We start from the raw sequence: 21,976 nt of genomic DNA, 5'->3' as shown, positions 1-21,976 counted from the left end.
GGTGGATTTTGCGAAGTGTTAGCGGACGCGGGTCCAATTTCGGAACCATCGGGGGGCGGCGACGAGACATGACGAGATTCCTGCGAATATTGCTCGCTGCGGGCATGGCCTGCGGCGTTTTCGCGCCCGCCGGCGCCAGCCTTGCCAAGCCGCTCGAGATCGTCTTCGTCAATCCCGGCAAGTCCGGCGAGGTGTTCTGGGACATGGTCGGGCAGAGCATGCAGGCCGCCGGCCGCAAGCTCGACGCCCATGTCGAGGTGCTGACCAGCGAACGCAATTATCGCACCATGCAGGAGCTTGGCCTCGGCGTGCTGGCACGTCGCGACAAGCCCGATTTCCTCATCCTGTCAAACGAGGAATCCGCCGCCGTTCCGATCCTGGAGGCGGCCGAGGCTGCCGGCGTCAAGACGCTGCTGCTCTCGAACACGCTGATCGGCGAGGATGCGGCGCGTCTCGGACCGCCCAGGCAGAAGCTCAAGACCTGGCTCGGCGACATCACGACCGATCTCCAGACCGCGGGCGCGCGGATGGCCAACGCCCTGATCGCGACGGCGCGTGCCGAGAAATGGCAGAGCGCGGACGGCAAGATCCACATTCTCGGTATCGGCGGCGACGAGATCACGCCCGCCTCGATCGCGCGCAACGCAGGTCTCAAGCTGGCGGTGGATGCCGCCCCCGACGTCGTGGTGGACCGGCTGCTGTTCGCCAACTGGACGCAATCGGAGGCCGAGCGGGTCACCACGAATTATCTGAGCTGGGCCGCGCGCAAGGAGATCCGCCCCGCCGGCATCTGGGCCGGAAACGATCCGATGGCGCTCGGCGCGCTGCGCGCGGTGGTCGCCGCCGGCCTCATGCCCGGCCGCGACATCCAGCTGGTCGGCCTCAACTGGTCGGAGGATGCGCTGCGCGAGATCGGGACAGGCCGCCTGCTGCTGACCGACGGCGGGCATTTCCTGCTCGGCGGCTGGTCGATCGTCCTGCTGCGCGACTATGCCGACGGCTGCGATTTCGCAGGCGTCTCGCCCCGGGTCGAGGTCAAGACCTCGGCGATCACCCGTCAGAATCTCGGCTCGGTCGGCGACCTCATCAAGACACGTGCGTTCGACCGGATCGACTTCGCGCGCTTCCGGGCGAAGGCGGGACGCTGCGGTCATTACGACTTCTCACTCGATGCGCTGATTTCGTCCCTGCCGCTTCCCGAAGGCGCCGCCGATTGATGCGCAAGGATGAGGCGATGACCGGTCCCGAACGCAACGACCAGGCCGCACCGCAGCGCTTGCGCTCGGTTGTTCGCGCCATGATCTGGGCCACGGTGCCCGTCCTGCTGCTGGTGCAATTGCTCGCCTCCGCCGGCGTCGAGGCTTCGAGCTTCTGGTCGCAGGTCAGGCAGCTCGACGCCCGCATGGCCCGCCTCGCCGAGAGCCGGGCCGAGCTGATCGCCGAGCCGCTCTGGAAGATGCGCTACGACCAGGTCACGGGCGTGCTCAACGAGATCATGCACGACGAGACCATCGCGGCGGCGGCGGTCTATGACGATACGGGCGCGGCGATTGCCCGCGTGGCGGCGCGCCCCGAACGCCATGCGGCCCTGGAGGTCTCGCGTCCGATCCATTACAGCAACGGCAACATGGCCGCCGAGGCCGGCCGCATCGCGATCGCCTATTCCAATGCGGCGCTCTACGCCGACGCCGGCAGCCGGCTGGTGCTGTTGCTTATCGTGGGCTTGCTCGCGACCTTTGCGACCCTGATCGCCATGCGGATCTCCGCCAACATCTTCATCGGCCGGCCGCTCGCCGCCATGATGTCGGCGATCCAGCGCAGCAAGCAGGATGGCCGGGCCTATCCGGCGGACGTCACATCCTCGAACGAATTCGGCCAGCTCGCGCGCGCCTTCAATGCCATGCAGCATACGACGTCAGGCGCGCTCGACCGGCTTGGACACATGGCCGCGCACGATCCGCTCACCGGGCTGCCCAACCGGCGCTCCCTGACCGAGCGCCTGGCGGTCGCGAGCCGCCATCGCGGCCGAGCGGACGCGTTGGTCGCATTCTGTTTCATCGATCTCGACGACTTCAAGGGCATCAACGACACTTTCGGCCATGAGGCCGGCGACAGGCTCCTGGTTCAGATTTCCGAGCGTCTTCGCAGCGCGGTCGAAGCGGAGGATTGGGTCGCCCGGCTCGGCGGCGACGAATTCGTCGTCATCCGCCCCGAGGTGAGCGACGAGGCATCGGCGCACGCCTTCGCACAGCAGGTGCTGGCCGCCATTTCCGAGCCGATCCGGCTCCACGACAAGCAGGTGGTGCCGCGCGCCAGCATCGGCCTTGCCGTGCGCCGCGCCGACGATCCGGAGCTGTCGCATCTGCCGACGCTGGCCGACATCGCGCTCTATCATGCCAAGAGCAAGGCGCCGGGCACGGTTGCCGTGCTGGATGAAGCGCTTCAGCGCGACTACCGCCGCCGCAGGGATCTCGAGCTCGCCATTCCCGCCGGCTTTGCCGAGGGACAGTTCGAGGTCTGGTACCAGAGCCAGGTCGACCTCGAAAGCCACGAGGTCGTCGGCCTGGAAGCCCTGATCCGCTGGCGTCATCCCGACCATGGCGTGATCGGTCCGGCCGAATTCCTGCCGCTGATCGAGCGCAGCGGCAACAATGGGCGGCTGACCCGCTACGTGCTGACGGATGCCTGCTGGGCACTGCAACGCCTGGCCGCCGCCGGCAGGCCCCAGATCCGGATCGCGATCAATCTGCCGCCGTCCGAGCTCGCCGACCATTCGCTCGCCGCCGCACTGCGCGCGACCTGCGCACGCTTCGATGTTGAAGCCTCGCTGCTGGAGCTCGAGATCACCGAGGGCTCGCTGATCAACAACATCGCCAGCGCCGCCGAGACGCTGCATCGGCTGCGCCGCTTGGGTGCCACCATCGCGCTCGACGATTTCGGCACCGGCTACAGCTCGCTCGCGCATCTCAGGCACTTCCCGCTCGACAAGGTCAAGATCGACAAGGCCTTCATCAGCGAGATTCCCGATAGCGCCGAAGACAAGGCCATCGTCGGCGTGATTGCATCGCTCGCCGGCACCCTGGGGCTCACGCTGGTTGCCGAGGGTATCGAGCACGCTGAACAGGCCGCGGCCATGCGCGAGATGGGGGTGAGGTTCGGGCAGGGTTATTTCTATCAGCGGCCGCAGCCGCTCGACGCCGTGCTGCGATGGCTCCAGACGCAGCCGGCGGTCGAGCCCCGCGTCCTCGCCGGCAGTCCCCCGATCGCGCCCGAATTCGCCGCCTGAGCGCAGCTGGCTAGGTCTGCGTCGCGTTCCACAGCATGGAGAGCCCGGCTGCGATCATGATCGCGTCCATCAGCAGGCGGAACATGTCAGGCTTCAGGTGCAGCACGAAGCGCTTGGCGAGGAAGGCGCCCGACATCAGCGAGGCGCCCGCGATCAGGCCCTTCATGAAGACCTCGCCGGTCAGCGCGCCGAAACGTTCGAAGGTCACCGACTTCGCGAAATAGAGGCCGAGCGAGGCGGCGGCTTCGGTGGCGAGGAAGGCGCCCTTCGACAGGCCATAGAACAGGAACAGCGGCACGCTGAGCGGGCCGGTCGAGACCACAATGCCGGTGAGATAGCCGATGATCGCGCCGCCGAGCGCCAGATGCCAGAGATTGGCCTTGAGCTCGTGCCGCGCCAGAAAGTGCCGCACCGGCACCATCGCGATCAGGAACACGCCGATGGCGAGATCGACGGCGTGCGACGGCAGCGCCAGCAACGTCCGCGCGCCGAGCGCCGCGGCCGGAATGCCCGTGACCGAATAGGCCGCGCAGGCCCGCCAGTCGACCTCGCGCCACCAGGCCAGGATGCGCGAGAAGTTCGCCATCACGGACGCCACCGCCATGATCGGCACGGCTTCCTTCGGCCCGTAGGCATAGACCAGCACCGGCATCAGCATGATCGACGAGCCGGTGCCGACGATGCCTGAGATGGTGCCGGCGACGAGCCCGACGGCGAGGACGAAGAGAAAGGCCAAAGGCGGACGCTCCGGGAATCGGAGCAGTCTAGCCGGACGGGCCGGCGGGGGCGATGCCGGGGCGCGGCTTGGTGGGCTTCCGGCGAAGCCGCAACCCTAAGGCGCGATGCGATCAAGATGGATCGTCATCGCGCGTTAGGTTGTTGTTTAAGCATGATCTTTGCGGAAGACCGCTGCGCACTTTTCCGGATCATGCCTTAGCCGGGCAGCGGCGCTTCCACGACGTCGAGCAGGGCTCCGAGACCTTGTCGCAGGCGGCGCGTCGCCGCGCTCTCGGTGGCGAGGCCGAACACGACGAGCGACCGTCCAGTCACCGCGTAAGCGTGGCCGAACTCGAACGCGGGCATCTGGGCCTCGGGCTGATTGGTATCGATCAGTCCCAGCCAGCGGCTCCCGTCGGTGACCGGCGGAAGTGTGAAGTTCACGACGTCGTAATGAGCGTTGTAGACCAGAAGCATCGTTGCGTCCGAGCCGCGGCGCTTGACGCCGGTCTCCTGGGCACGTCCGTCGAGCACCATGCCGAAGCACTTGGCGTTGCCGTCGTCCCATTGCTCGCTGGTCATCTCGTCGCCGGAGGGCGACAGCCAGGTCACGTCCTTGACGTCGAGCTCTTCATTGTGCGAGCCGACCAGAAACCGGCTGCGATAGAGGATCGGGAAGGCCTTGCGCGTCGCGATCAGCTTGCGTGTGAATTCACGAAGGCCGCGGCCGTTTGCCGTGATGCCCATCCAGTCGAGCCAGGTGGTCTCGTTGTCCTGGGCATAGGCGTTGTTGTTGCCGTTCTGGGTGTGCCCGAACTCGTCACCGGCCAGCAGCATCGGCGTGCCGTGGGACAGCAGCATGGTCGCAAGCAGATTCCGCTTCTGGCGTTCGCGCAGCGCGATGATTTCAGGGTCGTCGGTCGGTCCCTCGGCGCCGCAATTCCAGGAATGGTTGTTGCTGTGACCGTCGCGATTGTCCTCGCCATTCGCCTCGTTGTGCTTGTCGTTGTACGAGACGAGATCGTTGAGGTTGAAACCGTCATGGGCCGTGACGAAGTTGACGCTGGCCCAGGGCCGGCGTCCGCGCTTGTTGAAGAGATCGCCGGATCCCGACACGCGCTTGGCGAAGTCCGCGATCGATCCCTCGTCGCCTTTCCAGAAGGCACGCACGGTGTCCCTGAACTTGTCGTTCCACTCGGCCCATCCCGGCGGGAACTGGCCGACCTGATAACCGCCCGGGCCGATGTCCCATGGCTCTGCGATCAGCTTGACGCTGGAGAGCACCGGATCCTGGCGGCAGGCGTCGAGGAAGCCACCGCCTTCGTCGAAGCCATAGGGCTCACGTGCCAGAATGGTGGCGAGGTCGAAGCGGAAGCCGTCGACCCGCATCTCATTTGCCCAATAGCGCAAGGAATCCGCAACCAGCTGAAGCACCCGCGGATGCGACAGGTTCACCGTGTTGCCGGTGCCGGTATCGTTGATGTAGTAGCGCTTCTGGTCCGGCAGCAGGCGGTAATAGCTGGCGTTGTCGATGCCCTTGAACGACAGCGTCGGACCGAGCTCGTTGCCTTCCGCGGTGTGATTGTAGACGACGTCCAGGATGATCTCGATGCCATGGGCGTGGAACTGGTTGACCATTTCCTTGAACTCGTTCGCGAACGGCGTCTTCAGATAACGCGGCTCCGGCGCGAAGAAGGCGATGGAATTGTAGCCCCAGTAGTTGCGCAGACCCTTATCGACCAGGTAGCTGTCGTCGACGAAGGCGTGGATCGGCAGCAGCTCCGCGCTGGTGATCCCGAGCGAGCGCAGATAAGCGGGGATTTCCCAATGCGCGAGCCCCGAGAACGTGCCGCGGTCTGCTTCGGGCACCAGCGGATGCCGCTGCGTGAAGCCCTTGACGTGCATCTCGTAGACGATCGTCCGCTCCCAGGGCACTTCGGGCTTGCGCGCCGCGCCCCAGGTGAAGGCGGGGTCGATGACGCGGCACTTCTGCATCAACGGCGCGCTGTCGCGTTCGTCGAACGAGAGGTCCTTGTCGGCGTGATCGAGCCGGTAGCCGAACAGCTCGGGTCCCCAGCGCAATTGTCCGATCAGCTGCTTGGCGTAGGGATCGAGCAGGAGCTTGTTGGGATTGAAGCGGTGGCCGGCATCAGGCTCGTACGGCCCATGGACGCGATAGCCGTAGACGGTGCCGGGACGGGCCGAGGGCAGATAGCCGTGCCAGACTTCGTCGGTGTATTCCGGAAGCTCGACCCGCTCGAGCTCGGTTTCGCCATCGTCGTCGAACAGGCAGAGCTCGACCTTGGTGGCATGGGCCGAGAACAGCGCGAAATTGACGCCGAGGCCGTCCCATGTGGCGCCGAGCGGAAACGGTTTGCCCTCGGTGACCCGCGATCGGCGCAGGCTCGACGCCGCCCGCGTCAGGGCGTCGTCTGATTGCGTCTTTTGGTCCATGTCTGCCCCCGATGACGATCCGGTCAGGACGTCGGCGTTGTTGCTGGTAGTTCAGTCGCGGCCTGTTCGGCCGCCGTTGCCGAGGCGATCACGGCCGCCGGCGGCACGTCGGCAGGCTTGGGCAGGACGCTGGCGCGCTGCTGGGCGGCCTCCTTGCTGATCGCGGCGATTGAATTGCCGATCCGCCCGACGATCGCGGTCAACTCGGCATCGGACAGGCCCAACCGTTTTCGGACGAGGCGCATATGGGCGCGATCGGTCAGGTCGAGCTTGTTGCGGATCGGCTTTGATGTCGGGCGGCGCATGGCGGGCAACTCCTGTGTGTGATCGTAACCGTTGCCCGATGATTCCGTTCCAGTTGCCGGGCGAACGGCGCCCGCCGGCGTCGGCCGCGCTGACCGAGGCATCGAGACGCAAGGCCACTCCAGGAGGCCGCCCCATGCCGGGCTCACGTCCATGGCGAGGAACGAATGAGTGCACGCCCGCTTTTCATTCGCGGGCATCCTTGAAGCGATCGGAACGTCTCGCTCGAACCGCATTTCGCCGATGCATGCCTGCGATCATGTGAGCGCGAAAGGCGGACAGATTTGATTCGGACACTGGGAATAGCCGGACAGGCCCGGCGCCACGGCGCTCAGATCGTCGATGATGGCGTCAGCTTCAACCTCTGGGCGCCGACGGCCCGATCGGTGGAGTTGCTGGAGACCGGCCGGCCGCCGCGGCGGATGTCGCGCGATGACGACGGCTGGTATCAGATGCTCAGCCCGACCGCACGAGCCGGCACGCGCTATCAGTTCAGGATCAACGAGGACCTGATCGTCCCGGACCCTGCCTCGTTCTTCCAGCCGGATGACGTCGGCGCGGCAAGCGAGGTGGTCGATACGGCGGCGCTGCGGGATCCCATCCCTTTTCCGGGGCGTCCATGGGCGGAGGCCGTCATCTACGAGTTGCACGTCGGCACCTTCAGCGAGGAGGGGACCTATGCGGGCGTCGAGAAGCGACTGCCCTATCTGCGCGATCTCGGCATCACTGCCGTCGAGCTGATGCCGGTCAACGATGTCCCCGGCCGGCACAATTGGGGCTATGACGGCGTGCTGCTGAACGCGCCCAATGCCCGCTACGGCAGTCCGCACGATCTCAAGCGGCTGTTGCGGGCCGCCCACGCGCTCGACATCATGGTCTATCTCGATGTGGTCTATAACCACTTTGGCCCGCAGCTGAACTACCTGCACAGCTACGCCGAGAATTTCTTCAACAAGCGTCACACCACCGGCTGGGGACCGGCGGTCAACCTGGAGGGACGCGACGGCGCGTTCGTGCGAGAGTTCCTGGTCGAGAACGCCTTGATGTGGTTGCGCGACTACGGCTTCGACGGGCTGCGCTTCGATGCCGTCCACGCCCTGAAGGACGATTCCGAGCGGCATTTCCTCATCGAGCTTGCCGAGACCGTCAGGCACGAATTGCCGGGCCGGCGCGTGCATCTGATGCTGGAGAATGAAGCCAATCAGGCGCACCTGCTCGATCGCGTGGCGGGACGCCCGAAATATTACGACGCCCAATGGGGCGACGATTTCCACAATGCGCTTCATGTCCTGCTGACGGGAGAAGACGAGGGTTATTACCGCGCGTTTGCGGACAAGCCGCTCGAGCACCTGGCGCGATCGCTCACCGAGGGTTTTGCTTATCAGGGTGAAGTCTTCGCCCCTCACAACGAGCGACGCGGCGAGCCAAGTGCGCATCTGCCGCCGGACGCCACGATCTTCTTCGCTCAGAACCATGACCAGATCGGCAACCGGGCTCTGGGTGAGCGCCTGTCACGATTGGTCGGCCCGGACAAGCTCGGCCAGGCGATGGCGCTGGTCCTGCTCAATCCGCACATTCCCATGCTGTTCATGGGTGAGGAAGCTGCCGTCGAAACCCCGTTCCTGTTCTTCGCAGACTGGACCGGAGAAGCGGCCGAGTTGACGCGGGAAGGGCGGCGCAGGGAGTTTTCGCACTTCAAGGCGTTTTCGACCCCCGAGATGCGCGCCAGGATTCCGGACCCGTGCGATGAGGGGACTTTTCACGCCTCGAAGCTCGACTGGAGCAGCATCGATCATTCTCCCGGCTGCGCGGGCTTTCGGGCTTTGACCACGCGATTGCTGACGATCCGGCGCGAGAGGATCGTGCCGCTGATCGAGCAAGGTTTCGTCTCGGCGCAGCGTGAGCTGATCGGCGGCGATCCTCGTCAGGGCGCGATTGATGTGCGCTGGCAGACGAGGAGGGGAGAGACCCTGCAGATCGTCGCCAACTTCGCCGACCATCCGCTGCCGATGCCGGCTTTGGTCGCAGGCGAATGCCTGTGGCGCGGCGGGCCGGCAGACGAACGAGCGTTGCGGCCTGGCGACATCATCGTACGACTTGGTCAGGCATGACCGGCGCAATCCCGGCCTGATGGCGGTACAATCTTGCGGGGCCCGCTGCCGGTTGCAATCATCCGTGCAAACCGCGATCATGATGCAGTGACCGTCTCGTCTCTCAGAAGCAAAGTCCGCCGCCTGTACGAGGGCGCAACGCCGAGCGGCGTGCGCTTCCGCTATGCGCTGCTCGCGTTCGATATCGTGACGGTGTTGTTCATCATTGCCACCTCGTTCCTGCATCCCAGCGAGATCATCGAAGCGCTCGACGTTGTGTTCGGCCTGCTGCTGCTGGCCGACTTCTCGGCGCGGCTCCTGGTCGGCCGGCATCCGTTGCGGAGGTTCCGTCAGCTCGCGACCTGGGCCGACATGGTTGCGATCGTATCCTTCCTGGCACCGCTTGCCGGCGAGGCGGGCGGGTTTCTCCGGATCCTGCGAACGCTGGGGATGCTGCGCGACTATCAGATGCTGGTGCGGCTGCGCATCGATTCTCCGTTCTTTCGTCGCAACGAAGAGGTCATCTTCGCCGTCACCAACCTCGCCGTTTTCATCTTCGTCATGACCGGGATCGTTTACGAGACCCAGAAGTTTCGCAATGATCAGATCCACAATTATGCCGATGCGCTGTATTTCACGGTCACGGCGCTGACGACGACCGGCTTCGGAGACATCACCCTGCCGGGTACGGTCGGTCGTCTCATCACGGTCGTGATCATGATCTTCGGGGTGACCCTGTTCTTCAATCTTGCCCGCGCGCTGCTCAGTCCCAACAAGGTGCGGTTTTCGTGTCCGGCCTGCGGGCTCCAGCGGCATGATGCCGACGCCGTGCATTGCAAGGCTTGTGGCAGGCTTCTCAATATTCCGGACGAAGGCGCGGTGTGAGGCCCGTCTCGGGGCATGATGCCGTTGGACCCCTCCATGATGAGCCGAAATCGCGGGCGCTAACCCATTGAATCGACTGGGGCCGGCTACTGTGCATGGGGTTGTTTTTCAAATTTTGGGCATGGGCCGTCACCGCAGCACCACCCACGCCGGCGCGTGATCGCTGGCCCCTTCATCGCCGCGGACCTTCTTGTCCACGCCAGCCTTCGCCAGCCGTGAGGCCAGGGCGGGGCTGAGCAGGAGATGATCGAGCCGCAGGCCCGCGTCGCGCGGCCACCGGTTCCGCTTGTAGTCCCAGAACGTGTAGATGCGCTTGTCCGGATGCAATTCGCGGATCGCATCGCACCAGCCTTGCGAGACCAGCGAGGCATAGGCCGCGCGGCTCCTGGGCTGGACCAGCGCATCCTTGTCCCATGAGCGCGTCGGATAGATGTCGATCTCGGTGGGCGCGACGTTGTAGTCGCCGGCGAGCACGACCGGCAGATCCTGCCGGATGAAAGTGTTGGCGTGGCGCTTGAGGCGCGCGAACCAGTCGAGCTTGTAGTCGAATTTCGGTCCCGGCTGCGGATTGCCGTTGGGCAGATAGATGCTGGTGACGATGATGCCGCGCACGGCGGCCTCGATGTAGCGGGCTTCGTGGTCGCCGGGTCTTCCGGGCAAGCGGTCGCGAGTCAGGATGGGCGCGGCTTTGCGGGCGAGGATGGCGACGCCGTTCCAGGTCTTCTGTCCGCGCCACACCGCGCCATAACCGGCTTTTTCGATCGCGGCCGCCGGAAATTCGCCATCACTTGCCTTCAATTCCTGAAGCGCGACGACATCGGGCTTCGCCGCGCGCAGCCATGCCAACAGATTGGGCAGGCGGCGGTTGATGTTGTTGATGTTGAATGTCGCGATCTTCATGTAGAGCTGCCGACTCCCGCCTTCCGTACCCGGAGACACAATGTCCAAGTTGAACTTTGCCGCTATCGTCGCAGCTGTCGCGCTCTCCGGGCTCGCGTCGGCACAATCGTCCGACCCGCGCGGCGCGTGCAAGGCAGATTACGACAAATTCTGCGCCGGCATCGCGCCCGGTGGCGGCCGCGTCGTCGCCTGCCTCACCGACAAGCGCGATCAGCTCAGCGCGACCTGCAAAGAGGCGCTGGACAACAGGAAGAAGAAGTAAGCGTTCCGTGTCCCGGACGCGCGCAGCGCGAGCCGGGATCCAGAAGGCCACACGCTCACGGTCGAAAGATGGGCCCCGGCTCTGCAGCGCACCGCTAAAGGAGCGCTGCGCTGCGTCCGGGGCACGAGAACTTAGCCCGGCAGCGGCGGCGGGGGCTGCTCGACTGGCGGCGGGGCGGGCGGCAGCTCGGCTCCGCTCACGGCAGCCGGCTTCACCAGCGGCTCCTCCACATTGCCGCCCTTGTAGATGCGCGCATAGCGGTGGCCGAGGCTGGTCAGCACCTCATAGCCGATGGTGCCGAAATGATGCGCGAGCTCGTCGACGGTGATGCCCTCGCCGAGCAGCGTCGCCATATGGCCGCGCCGCGCCGCGTTCGGCGGCAGATCGGTGATGTCGACCGCGATGAGGTCCATGGAGATGCGCCCCGCGACCGGACAGCGCTTGCCGGCGACGATGACCTCGGCGCCGCGGGTGCCGTCATTGGAGCTGGCAGCGCGGAAATAGCCGTCGGCGTAGCCGACTGCGATGATCGCGAGCTTGGTCGGCCGCCGCGCGGTCCAGGTGCCGCCATAGCCGACGCTCTCGCCGCGCTCGATGCTACGGGTCTGCACGATACGCGCCTTGAGATCGACCACCTGCTGCATCGGATTGTCGGCCTCCGGCGTCGGGTTGACGCCGTAGAGCGCAGCCCCCGGCCGCACCAGGTCGAACTGGAAGGGCGCGCCCAGGAAGATGCCGGAGGAATTGGCGAGCGCGGCCGGCACGCCGGCGAATTCGCTGGCGATGCTGCGGAAGGCGGCGAGCTGCCGGGCGTTCACCGGGCTGTTGAGCTGCTCGGCCGAGACCAGATGGCTCATCACCAGCGTGATGCCGTGATCGCCGGCGTTGATGCGGGGAATGATGGCCTGCGCTTCGGTCAGCGTCAGGCCGAGCCGGTTCATGCCGGTATCGATGTGGATTGCAGCCCCTCCGTTCCAGCCGGTGCGGCGGCAGAACACGTCCCATTCGGCGAGCTCGTTGAGATCGCCGATCACCGGGCGGCAATTGATCTTGGCGTAGTGCTCGCCGGTGTTCTGGAAATAGCCGCCGAGCACGTAGATGGTGGGCTCGGGAACGGCGGCGCGCACCTTGCGCGCTTCCTCGATGGTGGCGACGAAGAAGGTCTTGCAGCCGGCCTTGTTCAGCGCACGCGCGACCTCGGCGGCGCCGCAGCCATAGGCGTCGGCCTTGATCACCGCCGAGCATTCGGCCGGCACCGCCGTCTTCTCGAGCTTGCGCCAATTGGCGATGACGGCATCGAGATCGACGGTCAGGATGCCGCCATAGGCGGCGAGCGCGGCGGCCTGGTTGGCCTCGGCAGAGAGAAGGCCGGATTGCGAAAGGGATTTTGGGTCGGACGCCATTGTCATGGCGCCGTTTTACGCAAGAGACCCGCGCGGTTCAACCCGGGGAACCTAGTAGTCGCTGCTGCGGTCCGGCAGCTGGCCGTCATGCGCGAGGTCGCCGAAGCGGGTGACCGAGGCGTCGAAGTGCAGCTCGACCGTGCCGGTCGGACCGTGACGCTGCTTGCCGATGATGACTTCGGCGCGGCCGACCGTGCGCTCCATGTCGGCCTGCCATTTGGCGTGTTCCTCGGTGCCGGGGCGGGGCTCCTTCATGGCGAGGTAATATTCCTCGCGGAACACGAACAGCACGACGTCGGCGTCCTGCTCGATCGAGCCGGATTCACGCAGGTCCGACAGCTGCGGCCGCTTGTCGTCGCGCGATTCGACCTGGCGCGAGAGCTGCGACAGCGCGATGACGGGGACGTTGAGCTCCTTGGCCAGCGCCTTCAGGCTGGTCGTGATCTCCGTGATCTCCTGCACGCGATTGTCGCTTCGCTTGCCTGAACCAGACAGCAGCTGGATGTAGTCGATCACGAGCAGATCAAGGCCCTTCTGGCGCTTCAGCCGCCGCGCGCGCGCCATCAGCTGGGCGATCGACAGGCCGCCGGTGGCGTCGACGTAGAAGGGCAGCGACTGCAGCTCGATCGAGACCTGGCGGATCTTCTCGAAATCGGCTTCCGTGATGCCGCCGCGGCGGATGTGGGACGAGGGGATGCCGGTGCGCTCGGCGACGATACGCGTCGCAAGCTGGTCGGCGGACATTTCGCACGAGAAGAACCCGATCACGCCGCCGTTGGCGGCCTTCATGGTGCCGTCGGCCTGAAGCTCCGGTACATAGGCCTTGGCGACGTTGTAGGCGATGTTGGTGGCCAGCGACGTCTTGCCCATGCCGGGACGCCCCGCCACGATAATGAGGTCGGAATGCTGCAGGCCGCCCATCTTGGTGTCGAGGTCGCGCAGGCCCGTGGAGATGCCCGACAGCTTGCCGTCGCGCTGGAACGCCTTGGCGGCGAGATCGACGGCGACGGTCAACGCCTGCGAGAATTTTTGGAAGCCGCCGTCATAGCGGCCGGATTCGGCGAGTTCGTAAAGCTTGCGCTCGGCGTCCTCGATCTGCGCCCGGGGCTGGAAATCGACCGGCGCGTCATAGGCGACATTGACCATGTCCTCGCCGATGCCGATCAGGTCGCGCCGGAGCGACAGGTCGTAGACGGTGCGGCCGTAATCCTGGGCGTTGATGATGGTGGTTGCTTCGGCGGCAAGCCGCGCAAGATATTGCCCGATGGTCATGCCGCCGACATCGGTGTCGGCGGGCAGGAACGTCTTCAGCGTGACCGGGGTTGCGATCTTGCCCATCCGGATCAGGCTGCCGGCGGTCTCGAAGATGGTCTGATGCAGCGGCTCGAAGAAATGCTTCGCCTCCAGGAAGTCGGAGACGCGGTAAAAGGCATCGTTGTTGACCAGGATCGCGCCCAGAAGGCTCTGTTCCGCCTCGATATTGTGCGGTGCGCTCCGATAGGCGGGAGTTCCGGCATCGGGCGCGAGTTTGAGAACGTTCGAATCAGTCAGGGCCATGGTCGGACGTGCTTAGCAATTTTCTTGGGCGGATGCGGGGCCGGGATAAAGCGCCGCCGGAGGTCAAAGCGGAAGCGAAAGCTGGCCGCTATCAACCGCTCAGTGAAAGCGGTGGATGACTGGCAGCCTCAGCACGCGCCGCGCTTGACGGATTTTGCGGAACCGGCCCCCGGCCTGAAGTGGCCGCGACCGCGCCATGGAAAATCCTGAAACCGTGAACTTTTTGGATTGGCGCGCAGACGTAACCAAGAGGCGTGCGACCTGCGCACGCTGGCCGCATTCGGCTCGGCTTCAGACCAGCAGGAGGTATACCAGCGCAACCAGAGCCGCCCCGACGCCGGTGGCGATCAGGGCGTAATCGGTGCGGAGGTCGTCCTGCACGTCGAGCGAGGTTTGGGTCTCTTTGCTCATGGCGACGATCTAGGCCAAGGCCGACCAGACTTATGTGAAGTGGATCACATCTTCCCGGATATTTTCGGGGGTAGGACCGGAACAGGCGGACGGGACGGGGATTGTTTCCCGCGACCCGCCACAGGGAACGAGGCAAGCGATGCGGCCAGAACGGCAGCCCGAGACTTGGCAGTCCCAGACTTGGCAGTCCCAGACTTGGCAGTCCCAGACTTGGCAGCCCCAGACGTGGCGGAGCGAGGCGGGTAGCCGGCTTTGGCTGTCGGGGCTGATTGCGGCCATGGAGCACGCTGAACGGCCCGACGTGCGTCGCCGGCCGGTCGCACCCGAAATCCTGTTGGAACTGCGGGCGCAACTGGCGTTAACGGCCCTGGTGCGGTTTCCCCCGGATTTCGACCCTGCGCCACTAGGATCTATTCACCAGCCAGCTTGAGCCTCGGTCCAGCCACGCCTTCGCGGGCGCGCAGCCGGGCTTCTTCGCGCGGCAAGTAGTCACGCGTCATCGGCACCACGCCCTGGCGGCGCGTGAGCTGGATCTGGAAATTCATCATGGCTTGCTTGCGGAACGTCATCTCGCAAGCCGCCAGATAGAATTCCCACATCAGCGCGAAGCGCTCGTCGTAGAGCTGCACGGCCTCCTCGCGGCGCGCCATGAAACGTTCCCGCCAGGCTTTCAGCGTTTCCGCGTAGTGCAGGCGCAGGATCTCGATATCGCAGACCAAGAGGCCGGCGCGTTCGATCGCCGGCAGCACTTCCGACAAGGCCGGGATGTAGCCGCCGGGGAAGATGTATTTGGAGATCCAGGGGTTGGTCGAATCCGGGCCCTGCGAGCGGCCGATCGAATGCAGCAGCATGATGCCATTCTCGCTCAGCAACTCGGCGCAGCGCTGGAAATAGGTATCGTAGAAGCCGGCGCCGACATGCTCGAACATGCCGACCGAGACGATGCGGTCGAACGGGCCTTCGGCGTCGCGATAGTCCTGGAGCAGGAATCGGGCCGAGCCGGACAGGCCCTTTTCCGCGGCGCGCGCATTGGCGATCTGCAATTGCTCGGTCGACAGCGTCACGCCGGTGACATCGGCGCCGGTGGTCTCGGCGAGATAAAGCCCGAGCCCGCCCCAGCCGGAGCCGATGTCGAGCACGCGCTGTCCGGGCCTGACGAGCAGCTTGGCGGCGATGTGGCGCTTCTTGGCGAGCTGCGCGTCGTCGAGCGTCGTCTCCGGCGTCTCGAAATAGGCGCAGCTGTATTGCTTGTCGGCGTCAAGGAAGAGCGAATACAGCCGTGCGTCGAGATCATAATGATGCGCGACGTTGCGGCGGGAGCGCGAGCGCGGATTGAACTGCTTCAGGTGCCGCGCCAGGTAGCGCAGGTGCCACCACGGTTTTGCCCACTGCGGCAATAGGTCGGGTTGATCGAGCAGGATTGCGAGGGCATCAGCTATGGTGCCGCGTTCGACGACGAACTCGCCGTCCATATAGGCCTCGCCGAGCCCGAGCTCGGGATTGACGAGGATCTTCCGCTCCGCCTCCGCAGTGACGAAGCGCACCGCCACCGGCTCGCCGGTGCCGTCGCCGACGGTGAATGTCGATCCACTGGAGCCGGTCACCGTCATCGACCCGCGGCGGATGAATTGGGATAGGAATTTACGCAACAATCGGTCCATCGCCACCTTCCTCTCGAGCGAACCCCAAGAGATGCGACTAACGATGCGACTAACCCGGCCTTCACATCGGACGCTCAGGTCCCGCTCTGGTTCCTATGCGTTTGCATCCAAATCTAGGGAGGGCGGCCCGGCTGCGCTATTGCGCTGTGTTCACAGCCGATATTCCAAAAGGGCTTAATCACATCCTTGCGCGCGGAGGCTGCTTCCATTCGCGGCTCAATCGGATAAAAGGTGACCCGCCGCCGCCCCGGAGGCCGGCTGCACCTCTCGGAATCAATGGAGATGTTGGGAATGTCGAGCCGAGCGCTCAGCCTCGCGACGGTGCTGCTTCTGATCGGCTTCGGCGCGACCGATACCGTCTTTGCGCAGCCGACGAATCTCGAGGCCGGCAAAACCCCGTCCCAGCTGTTCGCCCAGACCTGCAATGCCTGCCACAAGAGCCCCCGCGGGCTTCTGAAGACCGTCGCGCCGGGTTCGCTGCCGGGCTTCCTGCGTCAGCATTACACCACGAGCTCGGACATGGCGGGCGTTCTTGCCTCCTATCTCGTCTCCAACGGTGCCACCGATACCCGCTACCAGGCCAAGGACGGCAAGAAGGACGGCGCCAAGGACAAGGACGCGAGCAGCAATCCCGAGCCTCACGGGCGTCGCCCGCGCGCCCAGGATGCCAGGCCGGACGGCGAGGCTGCCGCGCCCGCGGCCGAGGGCGCCCGCCAGAAGCGCGCGACACGACCGGCCGAGGACGGCTCGAAGCCCGAGGCACAGGCTGCGCCCGAGGGGCGCAAAGGCAAGCGCCGCGACAAGCCCGGCACCGAGGAGGCGCCGAAGGCCGACGCCGCCGCGCCAGCAGCTGACGAGAAGAAGAGCGCGCCGCAGCCGAAGCCGGACGCGGCCAAGGTCGAGCCCGGCCGCGACGAGGCCAAGCCCGACAGCGCCAAGGTCGAACCCCGCAGCGAGACCCCGGCGGTACGGCCCGATCCTGTCCCCCCGGTAACGCCCGCTGCACCGGCGGCCGCGAAGCCTGCCGAGCCGCCTGCGTCCAAGTCGGCGGAAGAGGCAGCTCCCAAGCCTGCTGCGCCGGCCGCCAGCTCTGAACCGGCGGCCAAGCCGCAAGAACCGGCATCGCCCGCCGCGACCGCGCCTCCCGCGCCCGCCGGGCCCTCCGGCCCGCCAGCGCCGCCGATCTCGCGATAAGCCAGCCCGTTTTTCGCTCGACATGCGGAGGCCGCGTTCGTCGCGGCCTTCGCATCGTATTGACGGCATTAGAGTGTCACTCTAGAGTAATGCTCTAGGAGGCGCCGATGGCGGCGAGCGTGCGAGACGACCTGTTGGCAGCCGGGCTGGCCGTGTTCGACCGCGTCGGCTTCGAAGCCGCGACGGTGGCCGCGATCCGTGCCCGGGCGCGGGCTTCCAATGGCAGCTTCTTTCACGCCTTCGGCTCAAAGAAGGAGCTTGCCGGTGCGCTGTTCCTGGAGGTCTTGCGGCAATATCACGCCGCGGTGCTGGCCGCGCTCGATCTTGTGCCCGCGGCGGAGCAGGGCATCGATCGGCTGATCCGGGCACATCTTGACTGGGTCGTGACCAGCCGGCGCGAGGCGCGCTACCTGTTCGAGATCTCGCGCAGCGAATGGGGCGAGGACGTCCGCGACGCCCAGCGCGCGCAGAATGCACGCCTTGCCGACGGCATCGAGCGCTGGCGCGCGCCGCTGGTTGCAGGCGGCGAGCTCCTGCCGATGACGCCGGCGATGTTCGTCAGCCAGCTCATCGGTCCGGCGCAGATTTTCTGCCGCGCCTTCCTGTCGGGACGCGACCGCGCCGATCCGCGCGCCGAGGCCGACACGCTGATCGCCTGCGCCATCCGTGCGCTACGGCCACACGATCGCATCAACAAACACTAAGGAGAGATTGCATGCGCGCCGAAGCAGATCCGGAATTCGCGGCCGTTGCCGAGCACATTCATGCCAATGTCGGCCGGCAGGGCTTCATGAACCTGGTCGGCGCCGAGCTGTCGGAATTGACGCGCGGCACCTGCACGATTGCCGTGGATCACCGGCCGGAGCTGCTGCAGCAGCACGGCTTCTTCCACGGCGGCGTCACCGCCTTCCTGGTCGACAACGCCACGACGATCGCAGCCGCCACCTCGCGCGGCCAGCCGGCGCTGACCGCGGAATACAAGCTCAACCTGTTGTCGCCCGCGGTCGGCGAGAAGCTGATCTGCCGTGCCCGGGTGATCAAGCCGGGCCGTCAGGTCTCGGTGGTTGCCGCCGATGTGTTCTGCCTCAGCGATGGCGTCGAGAAGCACACGGCGACCGCGCTGGCTTCGATTGCGATGCTCAGCGAGGACGTCGCCGTCAAATCGAAAAGCCCGGCCGCGTGAGGCAGCCGGGCTTGTGTAGGCCTCGTCATTCCGGGGCGATGCGGAGCATCGAACCCGGAATCTCGAGATTCCGGGTCTGGTCCTTTGGACCATCCCGGAATGACGACATTTGAACTTACTTCTCTTCCGCGGCCGGGGCCGGGGCGACCTCGTCGTGCTCGGCTTCCGGATCGAAGAACTCGCCGGCGGCCGCGATCGCCTCGGCGGCCGCGTCGCGGTCCTCGTTGCGGGTCGAGATGTCCTCGCCGCGGTTGATGCGCTCGGCCTCGTCCTGGCTGCGCGCAACCGTGACGGTGATCTCGACCTCGACCTCGGGGTGAACGGCAACGATGACCGTGTGCTTGCCGATGGTCTTGATCGGCGCGTCGAGCTGCACCTGCGGACGGTCGAGGTGAACGCCGTCGGCCTCGAACGCCATGACGATGTCGCGCACCGTGACCGAGCCGAACAGCTGGCCGGCTTCGGAAGCCTGACGGATCACGATGATGTTCTTGTCCTTGATCTTCTCGGCGACCTTGGACGCTTCGCCCTTGGCCTGGAGGTTGCGGGCCTCGAGCTCGGCCTTCATGCCGTCATACTTGGCACGGTTGTCGGCGGTAGCGCGCAGCGCCTTGCCGCGCTTGAGCAGGAAATTGCGGGCGTAGCCGTCGCGAACCTTCACGACTTCGCCCATCTGGCCGAGCTTGTTGACGCGTTCCAGCAAAATGACTTCCATATTCGTTCTCCTATTGAAGTGCTCTGTGGGTTTTCGGTTTTCGGGGTTGAACTCAGGGGGTCGGCAGCGGCGGCGGCTGCTGCCGGCTGCGCAGGAAGCGTTCGCGGAAGCCGAACATGGCGTCCGCAAGGCCGAGGATCACCATTGCGATCACGGGCCATCCGAACACGACCACGACGGCATAGGTCGAGCCGAGCCAGAACGTGCGGCTCTTCAGCGCCAGCGTGAGGGTGTGCAGCACGGCGAAGCCGGTCAGCGCGTAGCCAATCATCAGCGCAGCCGCGGTGATCTGAGCGACGATCGCGACGAGCCCGCCGGTGAAGCAGAAGGCGAGCGCGACGCAGAGCGCCACCAGCGTCATCGGCGGCAGCTCCGCCGTCTTCAAGTCCGGCCACGGGCGCCGCAGCCGGCCCGACGTGGCGGTGATCTTGGCGCTGAGCCAGAGGTTCAGGGTCAGCGTCATCATCGCGATGACGGTGGCCCCGGCCGGAGCCATGCGCACCAGCGCGTCGACGAACTGACCGGCTTCGCCGGAGGTCTGCGGGTCGGTGGCGCGGAGGAGGCGCATCAGGCCGCGCCGCAGCGTGCCGAGGATGGTCTCGGCGTCGGTCCCGAGCGTGAGCAGGGCAGCCAACGTGGTCAGCGTGGCAAAGCCGGCGAGCCACAGCAGGATGCGGCCGACCGGATACCATTCGAGTTCAGGTGCGGCGGCGGGTTCCGCGGCAGCCTCCGGCGCGACAGCTCCCACCGGACGGCTGAGCAGGGCGAGATGGCCGAGCCACCAGGCCGGCAGCGCGACGGTGAGGGCGAATGCGATGCCATAGGGCAGGCCGAACAGGGCGCCGAGGCTGATTGCAGCAGCGATGCCGCCGAGGCTGGCGCAAAGCGGTCCCCAGCCGATCGCGGCGACCATCAGCGGCAGTGGAGCGAGATAGAACAGGACGAGCGAGATCAGCGCGCCCGAAATGATCGAGGCGAACATCAGGGCCGACGCAGCGCCGGCGATCAGGCCAATCAGTGCAAAAGCCATCATCAGCTGTCCCGCTCCCTTCGAGCGGTTAGAGGCGCGTTTGCCCCAACCATCGGCGACCGGACGACCCGGAAGCCTTATGAGATCGAAAAGTTGCGGCCGGCGGCTCAGGGCCGCCGGCCGGATTGGTCGTCTTAGCGAATGACGTAGGGGAGCAGGCCCAAGAACCGCGCGCGCTTGATGGCGCGGGCGAGCTCACGCTGCTTCTTCGCGGACACCGCCGTGATGCGGCTCGGCACGATCTTGCCGCGCTCGGAGACGTAACGCATCAGCAGCTTGGAGTCCTTGTAGTCGATCTTCGGAGCATTGGCGCCCGTGAACGGGCAGCTCTTGCGACGACGGAAAAACGGGCGACGTGCACCAGCTTCAGCCATTGTTCTTACTCCCCATCCGTCGTGGTTTCAGCTTCTTCGCGCGGACGGCGCGGCCCGCGGTCGCCGCGGAAGCCACCACCGTCGCGATCGCCACCACGGAAACCGCCCTCGCGGTCGCCACGGAAGCCGCCTTCACGCTCGCCGCGGAAGCCGCCGCCACGGTCGTCACGCTCGCGGTCACGGTCGGCCTTGCGCATCATCGCGGACGGGCCTTCCTCGAGCTCATCGACGCGGACGCTGAGATAGCGGATCACGTCTTCGCTGATGCGCTCCTGGCGCTCGATCTCGGCGATCGCCGCGGACGGCGCGTCGATGTTGAGCAGCACGAAGTGCGCCTTGCGGTTCTTGTTCATGCGGTAGGTGAGGGAGCGCACGCCCCAATTCTCGGTCTTGGTGACCTTGCCGCCGAGACCCTCGACGATACCGGTCATCTGCGCAGTCAGCTCTTCGACCTGCTGCGTGCTCGCGTCCTGACGCGCGAGAAAAACATGCTCATAAAGAGCCATGGTGGTCCTTTCCTCATGTTGGCGCATCGCCCGGCGTCAAGCCCTTAAGAGGCCTTCGGAAAGGACTCTGGGATTAAGCTCAGAAGGCGGAAACACGGGACGACGGGCCGACTGGCCCTGCCACACCAAAATCACGAAGGATTTGCTGAGACCGTCCGTTCAGCTCCCGGCCGGGGTCTGCGGATGCGCGCCTTATACGGATTTTGGCGGAGATGGCAAGGTTCGAGCCCCGAGCTTTCGGCCGACACGGGGGGCGGCCGGGGCAGCCAATCCACCCTCCCATACCAGCTTGACCTATTTGTTTGTATATCATACAAATAATGGATCGGGAGGACTTGATGGCGGGTGAATCGATCGAGGCTCCGTTCGAGGCGTCGGTGGGCGATCCGAAGCACGCTGCGCGCGCGACACGGTCGGCCGGCCGCAAGATGCGCTCGCTGCTGCTGGATGCGGCCAGTCCGCTGTTCCGGGAGCGGGGGCTGTCGGGCACGGCGATCACCGACATCGCGGCCGCGGCCAACGCATTTCCCAGCCAGATCACCTATTACTTCCGCACCAAGGAGGCGCTGTTCGTCGAATGCGCCTGCCGCGAGCTCTTGTATCTGGCGCGTGCGACCGAGCAGGCGGCGCTGACGGCGCGGACGCCGCGGGACTACACGCACGCGCTGGCGCAGACCGTGACGGCGAGCGATTCAGTCGCCTTCTTCGCCGAGGCGCTGACATTGACGCGGCGCCGCCAGGATCTTGCGCCCCTCGTCGAGCGCACCATCGAGCGCCTGCACGGCGAAGGCGCGCGCGCCTATGCGAGCCAGGTGGCACGGCACGGCTGGCGCTCGCTGCGTGCGCCCGACGAAAGCTCGCGGCGGTTCTGGGCCGTCGCCATCGGCGTCATTCTCGAAGGCCATGCGATGGGCCGCTCGCCCGAGGAGCTCTGCGCCGAGATGCTGCGGGTGCTTGGCGAGCAGGCGAAATCTACCGACACGGCGCGCCTGCGCCTTGTCGAGGCGCGTGACGCAACGACCACGGCGGACGAGGAGAGCTAGGC

At 65.8% G+C, this 21,976-nt stretch carries 20 protein-coding genes; 9 read left to right on the top strand and 11 right to left on the bottom strand.

Annotated features, from left to right (window positions below; translation table 11 throughout):
• The first annotated feature begins 68 nt into the window (after positions 1-68).
• Entirely contained in the window at positions 69-1,217 is a 1,149-nt protein-coding gene (locus tag K410_RS0121925) for an ABC transporter substrate-binding protein (RefSeq protein ID WP_049820156.1), read from the top strand.
• 17 nt (positions 1,218-1,234) lie between these two features.
• Complete coding sequence (locus K410_RS0121920) at positions 1,235-3,286, top strand: putative bifunctional diguanylate cyclase/phosphodiesterase (protein WP_433994205.1); 2,052 nt, start codon at positions 1,235-1,237, stop codon at positions 3,284-3,286.
• Positions 3,287-3,296: 10 nt separating this feature from the next.
• Here K410_RS0121920 and K410_RS0121915 read toward each other — a convergent pair whose 3' ends face one another.
• The 3 genes from K410_RS0121915 to K410_RS0121905 form a co-directional block, all read right to left on the bottom strand.
• A complete protein-coding gene (locus tag K410_RS0121915; protein ID WP_028136863.1) occupies positions 3,297-4,022 on the bottom strand; it encodes a sulfite exporter TauE/SafE family protein in 726 nt (241 codons plus the stop codon).
• Between the two features lie 197 nt (positions 4,023-4,219).
• Positions 4,220-6,457 carry a glycogen debranching protein GlgX gene (gene glgX / locus K410_RS0121910; protein ID WP_028136862.1) on the bottom strand — a complete coding sequence of 746 codons (2,238 nt, stop codon included), beginning with the start codon at positions 6,455-6,457 and terminating at the stop codon, positions 4,220-4,222.
• A 23-nt stretch (positions 6,458-6,480) separates the two neighbouring features.
• On the bottom strand, positions 6,481-6,762 hold the full coding sequence (locus K410_RS0121905) for a DUF3606 domain-containing protein (protein ID WP_028136861.1): 282 nt from the start codon (positions 6,760-6,762) through the stop codon (positions 6,481-6,483).
• Between the two features lie 282 nt (positions 6,763-7,044).
• Here K410_RS0121905 and treZ point away from each other — a divergent pair, with 282 nt between their 5' ends.
• Positions 7,045-8,871 carry a malto-oligosyltrehalose trehalohydrolase gene (gene treZ, locus K410_RS0121900; protein WP_245269424.1) on the top strand — a complete coding sequence of 609 codons (1,827 nt, stop codon included), beginning with the start codon at positions 7,045-7,047 and terminating at the stop codon, positions 8,869-8,871.
• Between the two features lie 87 nt (positions 8,872-8,958).
• The gene (locus tag K410_RS0121895; protein WP_028136859.1) at positions 8,959-9,735 is read left to right on the top strand and encodes a potassium channel family protein; all 777 of its coding nucleotides are present in this window, start codon (positions 8,959-8,961) and stop codon (positions 9,733-9,735) included.
• Between the two features lie 129 nt (positions 9,736-9,864).
• Here K410_RS0121895 and K410_RS0121890 read toward each other — a convergent pair whose 3' ends face one another.
• On the bottom strand, positions 9,865-10,635 hold the full coding sequence (locus K410_RS0121890) for an exodeoxyribonuclease III (protein WP_028136858.1): 771 nt from the start codon (positions 10,633-10,635) through the stop codon (positions 9,865-9,867).
• Between the two features lie 40 nt (positions 10,636-10,675).
• Here K410_RS0121890 and K410_RS0121885 point away from each other — a divergent pair, with 40 nt between their 5' ends.
• Positions 10,676-10,897: a cysteine rich repeat-containing protein gene (locus K410_RS0121885; RefSeq protein WP_028136857.1), complete on the top strand. Its 222-nt coding sequence runs from the start codon at positions 10,676-10,678 to the stop codon at positions 10,895-10,897.
• A 131-nt stretch (positions 10,898-11,028) separates the two neighbouring features.
• Here the strand turns inward: K410_RS0121885 and alr are convergent, their stop codons facing one another.
• The 3 genes from alr to K410_RS0121865 all read right to left on the bottom strand — a co-directional run bounded on the left by alr (position 11,029) and on the right by K410_RS0121865 (position 15,929).
• Entirely contained in the window at positions 11,029-12,300 is a 1,272-nt protein-coding gene (gene alr / locus K410_RS0121880; protein ID WP_028136856.1) for an alanine racemase, read from the bottom strand.
• A 51-nt stretch (positions 12,301-12,351) separates the two neighbouring features.
• Complete coding sequence (locus K410_RS0121875; RefSeq protein ID WP_028136855.1) at positions 12,352-13,857, bottom strand: replicative DNA helicase; 1,506 nt, start codon at positions 13,855-13,857, stop codon at positions 12,352-12,354.
• An 821-nt stretch (positions 13,858-14,678) separates the two neighbouring features.
• Complete coding sequence (locus K410_RS0121865) at positions 14,679-15,929, bottom strand: cyclopropane fatty acid synthase (protein WP_028136853.1); 1,251 nt, start codon at positions 15,927-15,929, stop codon at positions 14,679-14,681.
• Between the two features lie 291 nt (positions 15,930-16,220).
• Here K410_RS0121865 and K410_RS0121860 point away from each other — a divergent pair, with 291 nt between their 5' ends.
• From K410_RS0121860 to K410_RS0121850, 3 genes are all read left to right on the top strand, one after another.
• Positions 16,221-17,123, top strand: a complete 903-nt coding sequence (locus K410_RS0121860; RefSeq protein WP_028136852.1) for a hypothetical protein — start codon at positions 16,221-16,223, stop codon at positions 17,121-17,123.
• A 107-nt stretch (positions 17,124-17,230) separates the two neighbouring features.
• Complete coding sequence (locus K410_RS0121855) at positions 17,231-17,827, top strand: TetR/AcrR family transcriptional regulator (RefSeq protein ID WP_028136851.1); 597 nt, start codon at positions 17,231-17,233, stop codon at positions 17,825-17,827.
• Between the two features lie 11 nt (positions 17,828-17,838).
• The gene (locus K410_RS0121850) at positions 17,839-18,306 is read left to right on the top strand and encodes a PaaI family thioesterase (RefSeq protein ID WP_028136850.1); all 468 of its coding nucleotides are present in this window, start codon (positions 17,839-17,841) and stop codon (positions 18,304-18,306) included.
• Between the two features lie 115 nt (positions 18,307-18,421).
• Here the strand turns inward: K410_RS0121850 and rplI are convergent, their stop codons facing one another.
• The 4 genes from rplI to rpsF all read right to left on the bottom strand — a co-directional run bounded on the left by rplI (position 18,422) and on the right by rpsF (position 20,931).
• On the bottom strand, positions 18,422-19,021 hold the full coding sequence (gene rplI, locus K410_RS0121845; RefSeq protein ID WP_028136849.1) for a 50S ribosomal protein L9: 600 nt from the start codon (positions 19,019-19,021) through the stop codon (positions 18,422-18,424).
• A gap of 52 nt (positions 19,022-19,073) precedes the next feature.
• Positions 19,074-20,054: a YybS family protein gene (locus K410_RS0121840; RefSeq protein WP_028136848.1), complete on the bottom strand. Its 981-nt coding sequence runs from the start codon at positions 20,052-20,054 to the stop codon at positions 19,074-19,076.
• 131 nt (positions 20,055-20,185) lie between these two features.
• Entirely contained in the window at positions 20,186-20,425 is a 240-nt protein-coding gene (gene rpsR / locus K410_RS0121835; RefSeq protein ID WP_007592020.1) for a 30S ribosomal protein S18, read from the bottom strand.
• 5 nt (positions 20,426-20,430) lie between these two features.
• Positions 20,431-20,931 (bottom strand): 30S ribosomal protein S6, encoded by a 501-nt coding sequence (gene rpsF / locus K410_RS0121830; protein ID WP_028136847.1) that lies wholly within the window; start codon positions 20,929-20,931, stop codon positions 20,431-20,433.
• A 338-nt stretch (positions 20,932-21,269) separates the two neighbouring features.
• Here rpsF and K410_RS0121825 point away from each other — a divergent pair, with 338 nt between their 5' ends.
• Entirely contained in the window at positions 21,270-21,974 is a 705-nt protein-coding gene (locus K410_RS0121825) for a TetR/AcrR family transcriptional regulator C-terminal domain-containing protein (RefSeq protein ID WP_028136846.1), read from the top strand.
• The last annotated feature ends 2 nt before the right edge of the window (positions 21,975-21,976 follow it).

It is taken from the genome of Bradyrhizobium sp. 22, from assembly GCF_000482425.1.
Classification (GTDB): domain Bacteria; phylum Pseudomonadota; class Alphaproteobacteria; order Rhizobiales; family Xanthobacteraceae; genus Bradyrhizobium; species Bradyrhizobium japonicum_B.
The sequence above is the reverse complement of the archived record's forward strand: the minus strand, read 5'-3'. Positions and strand labels throughout refer to the sequence as shown.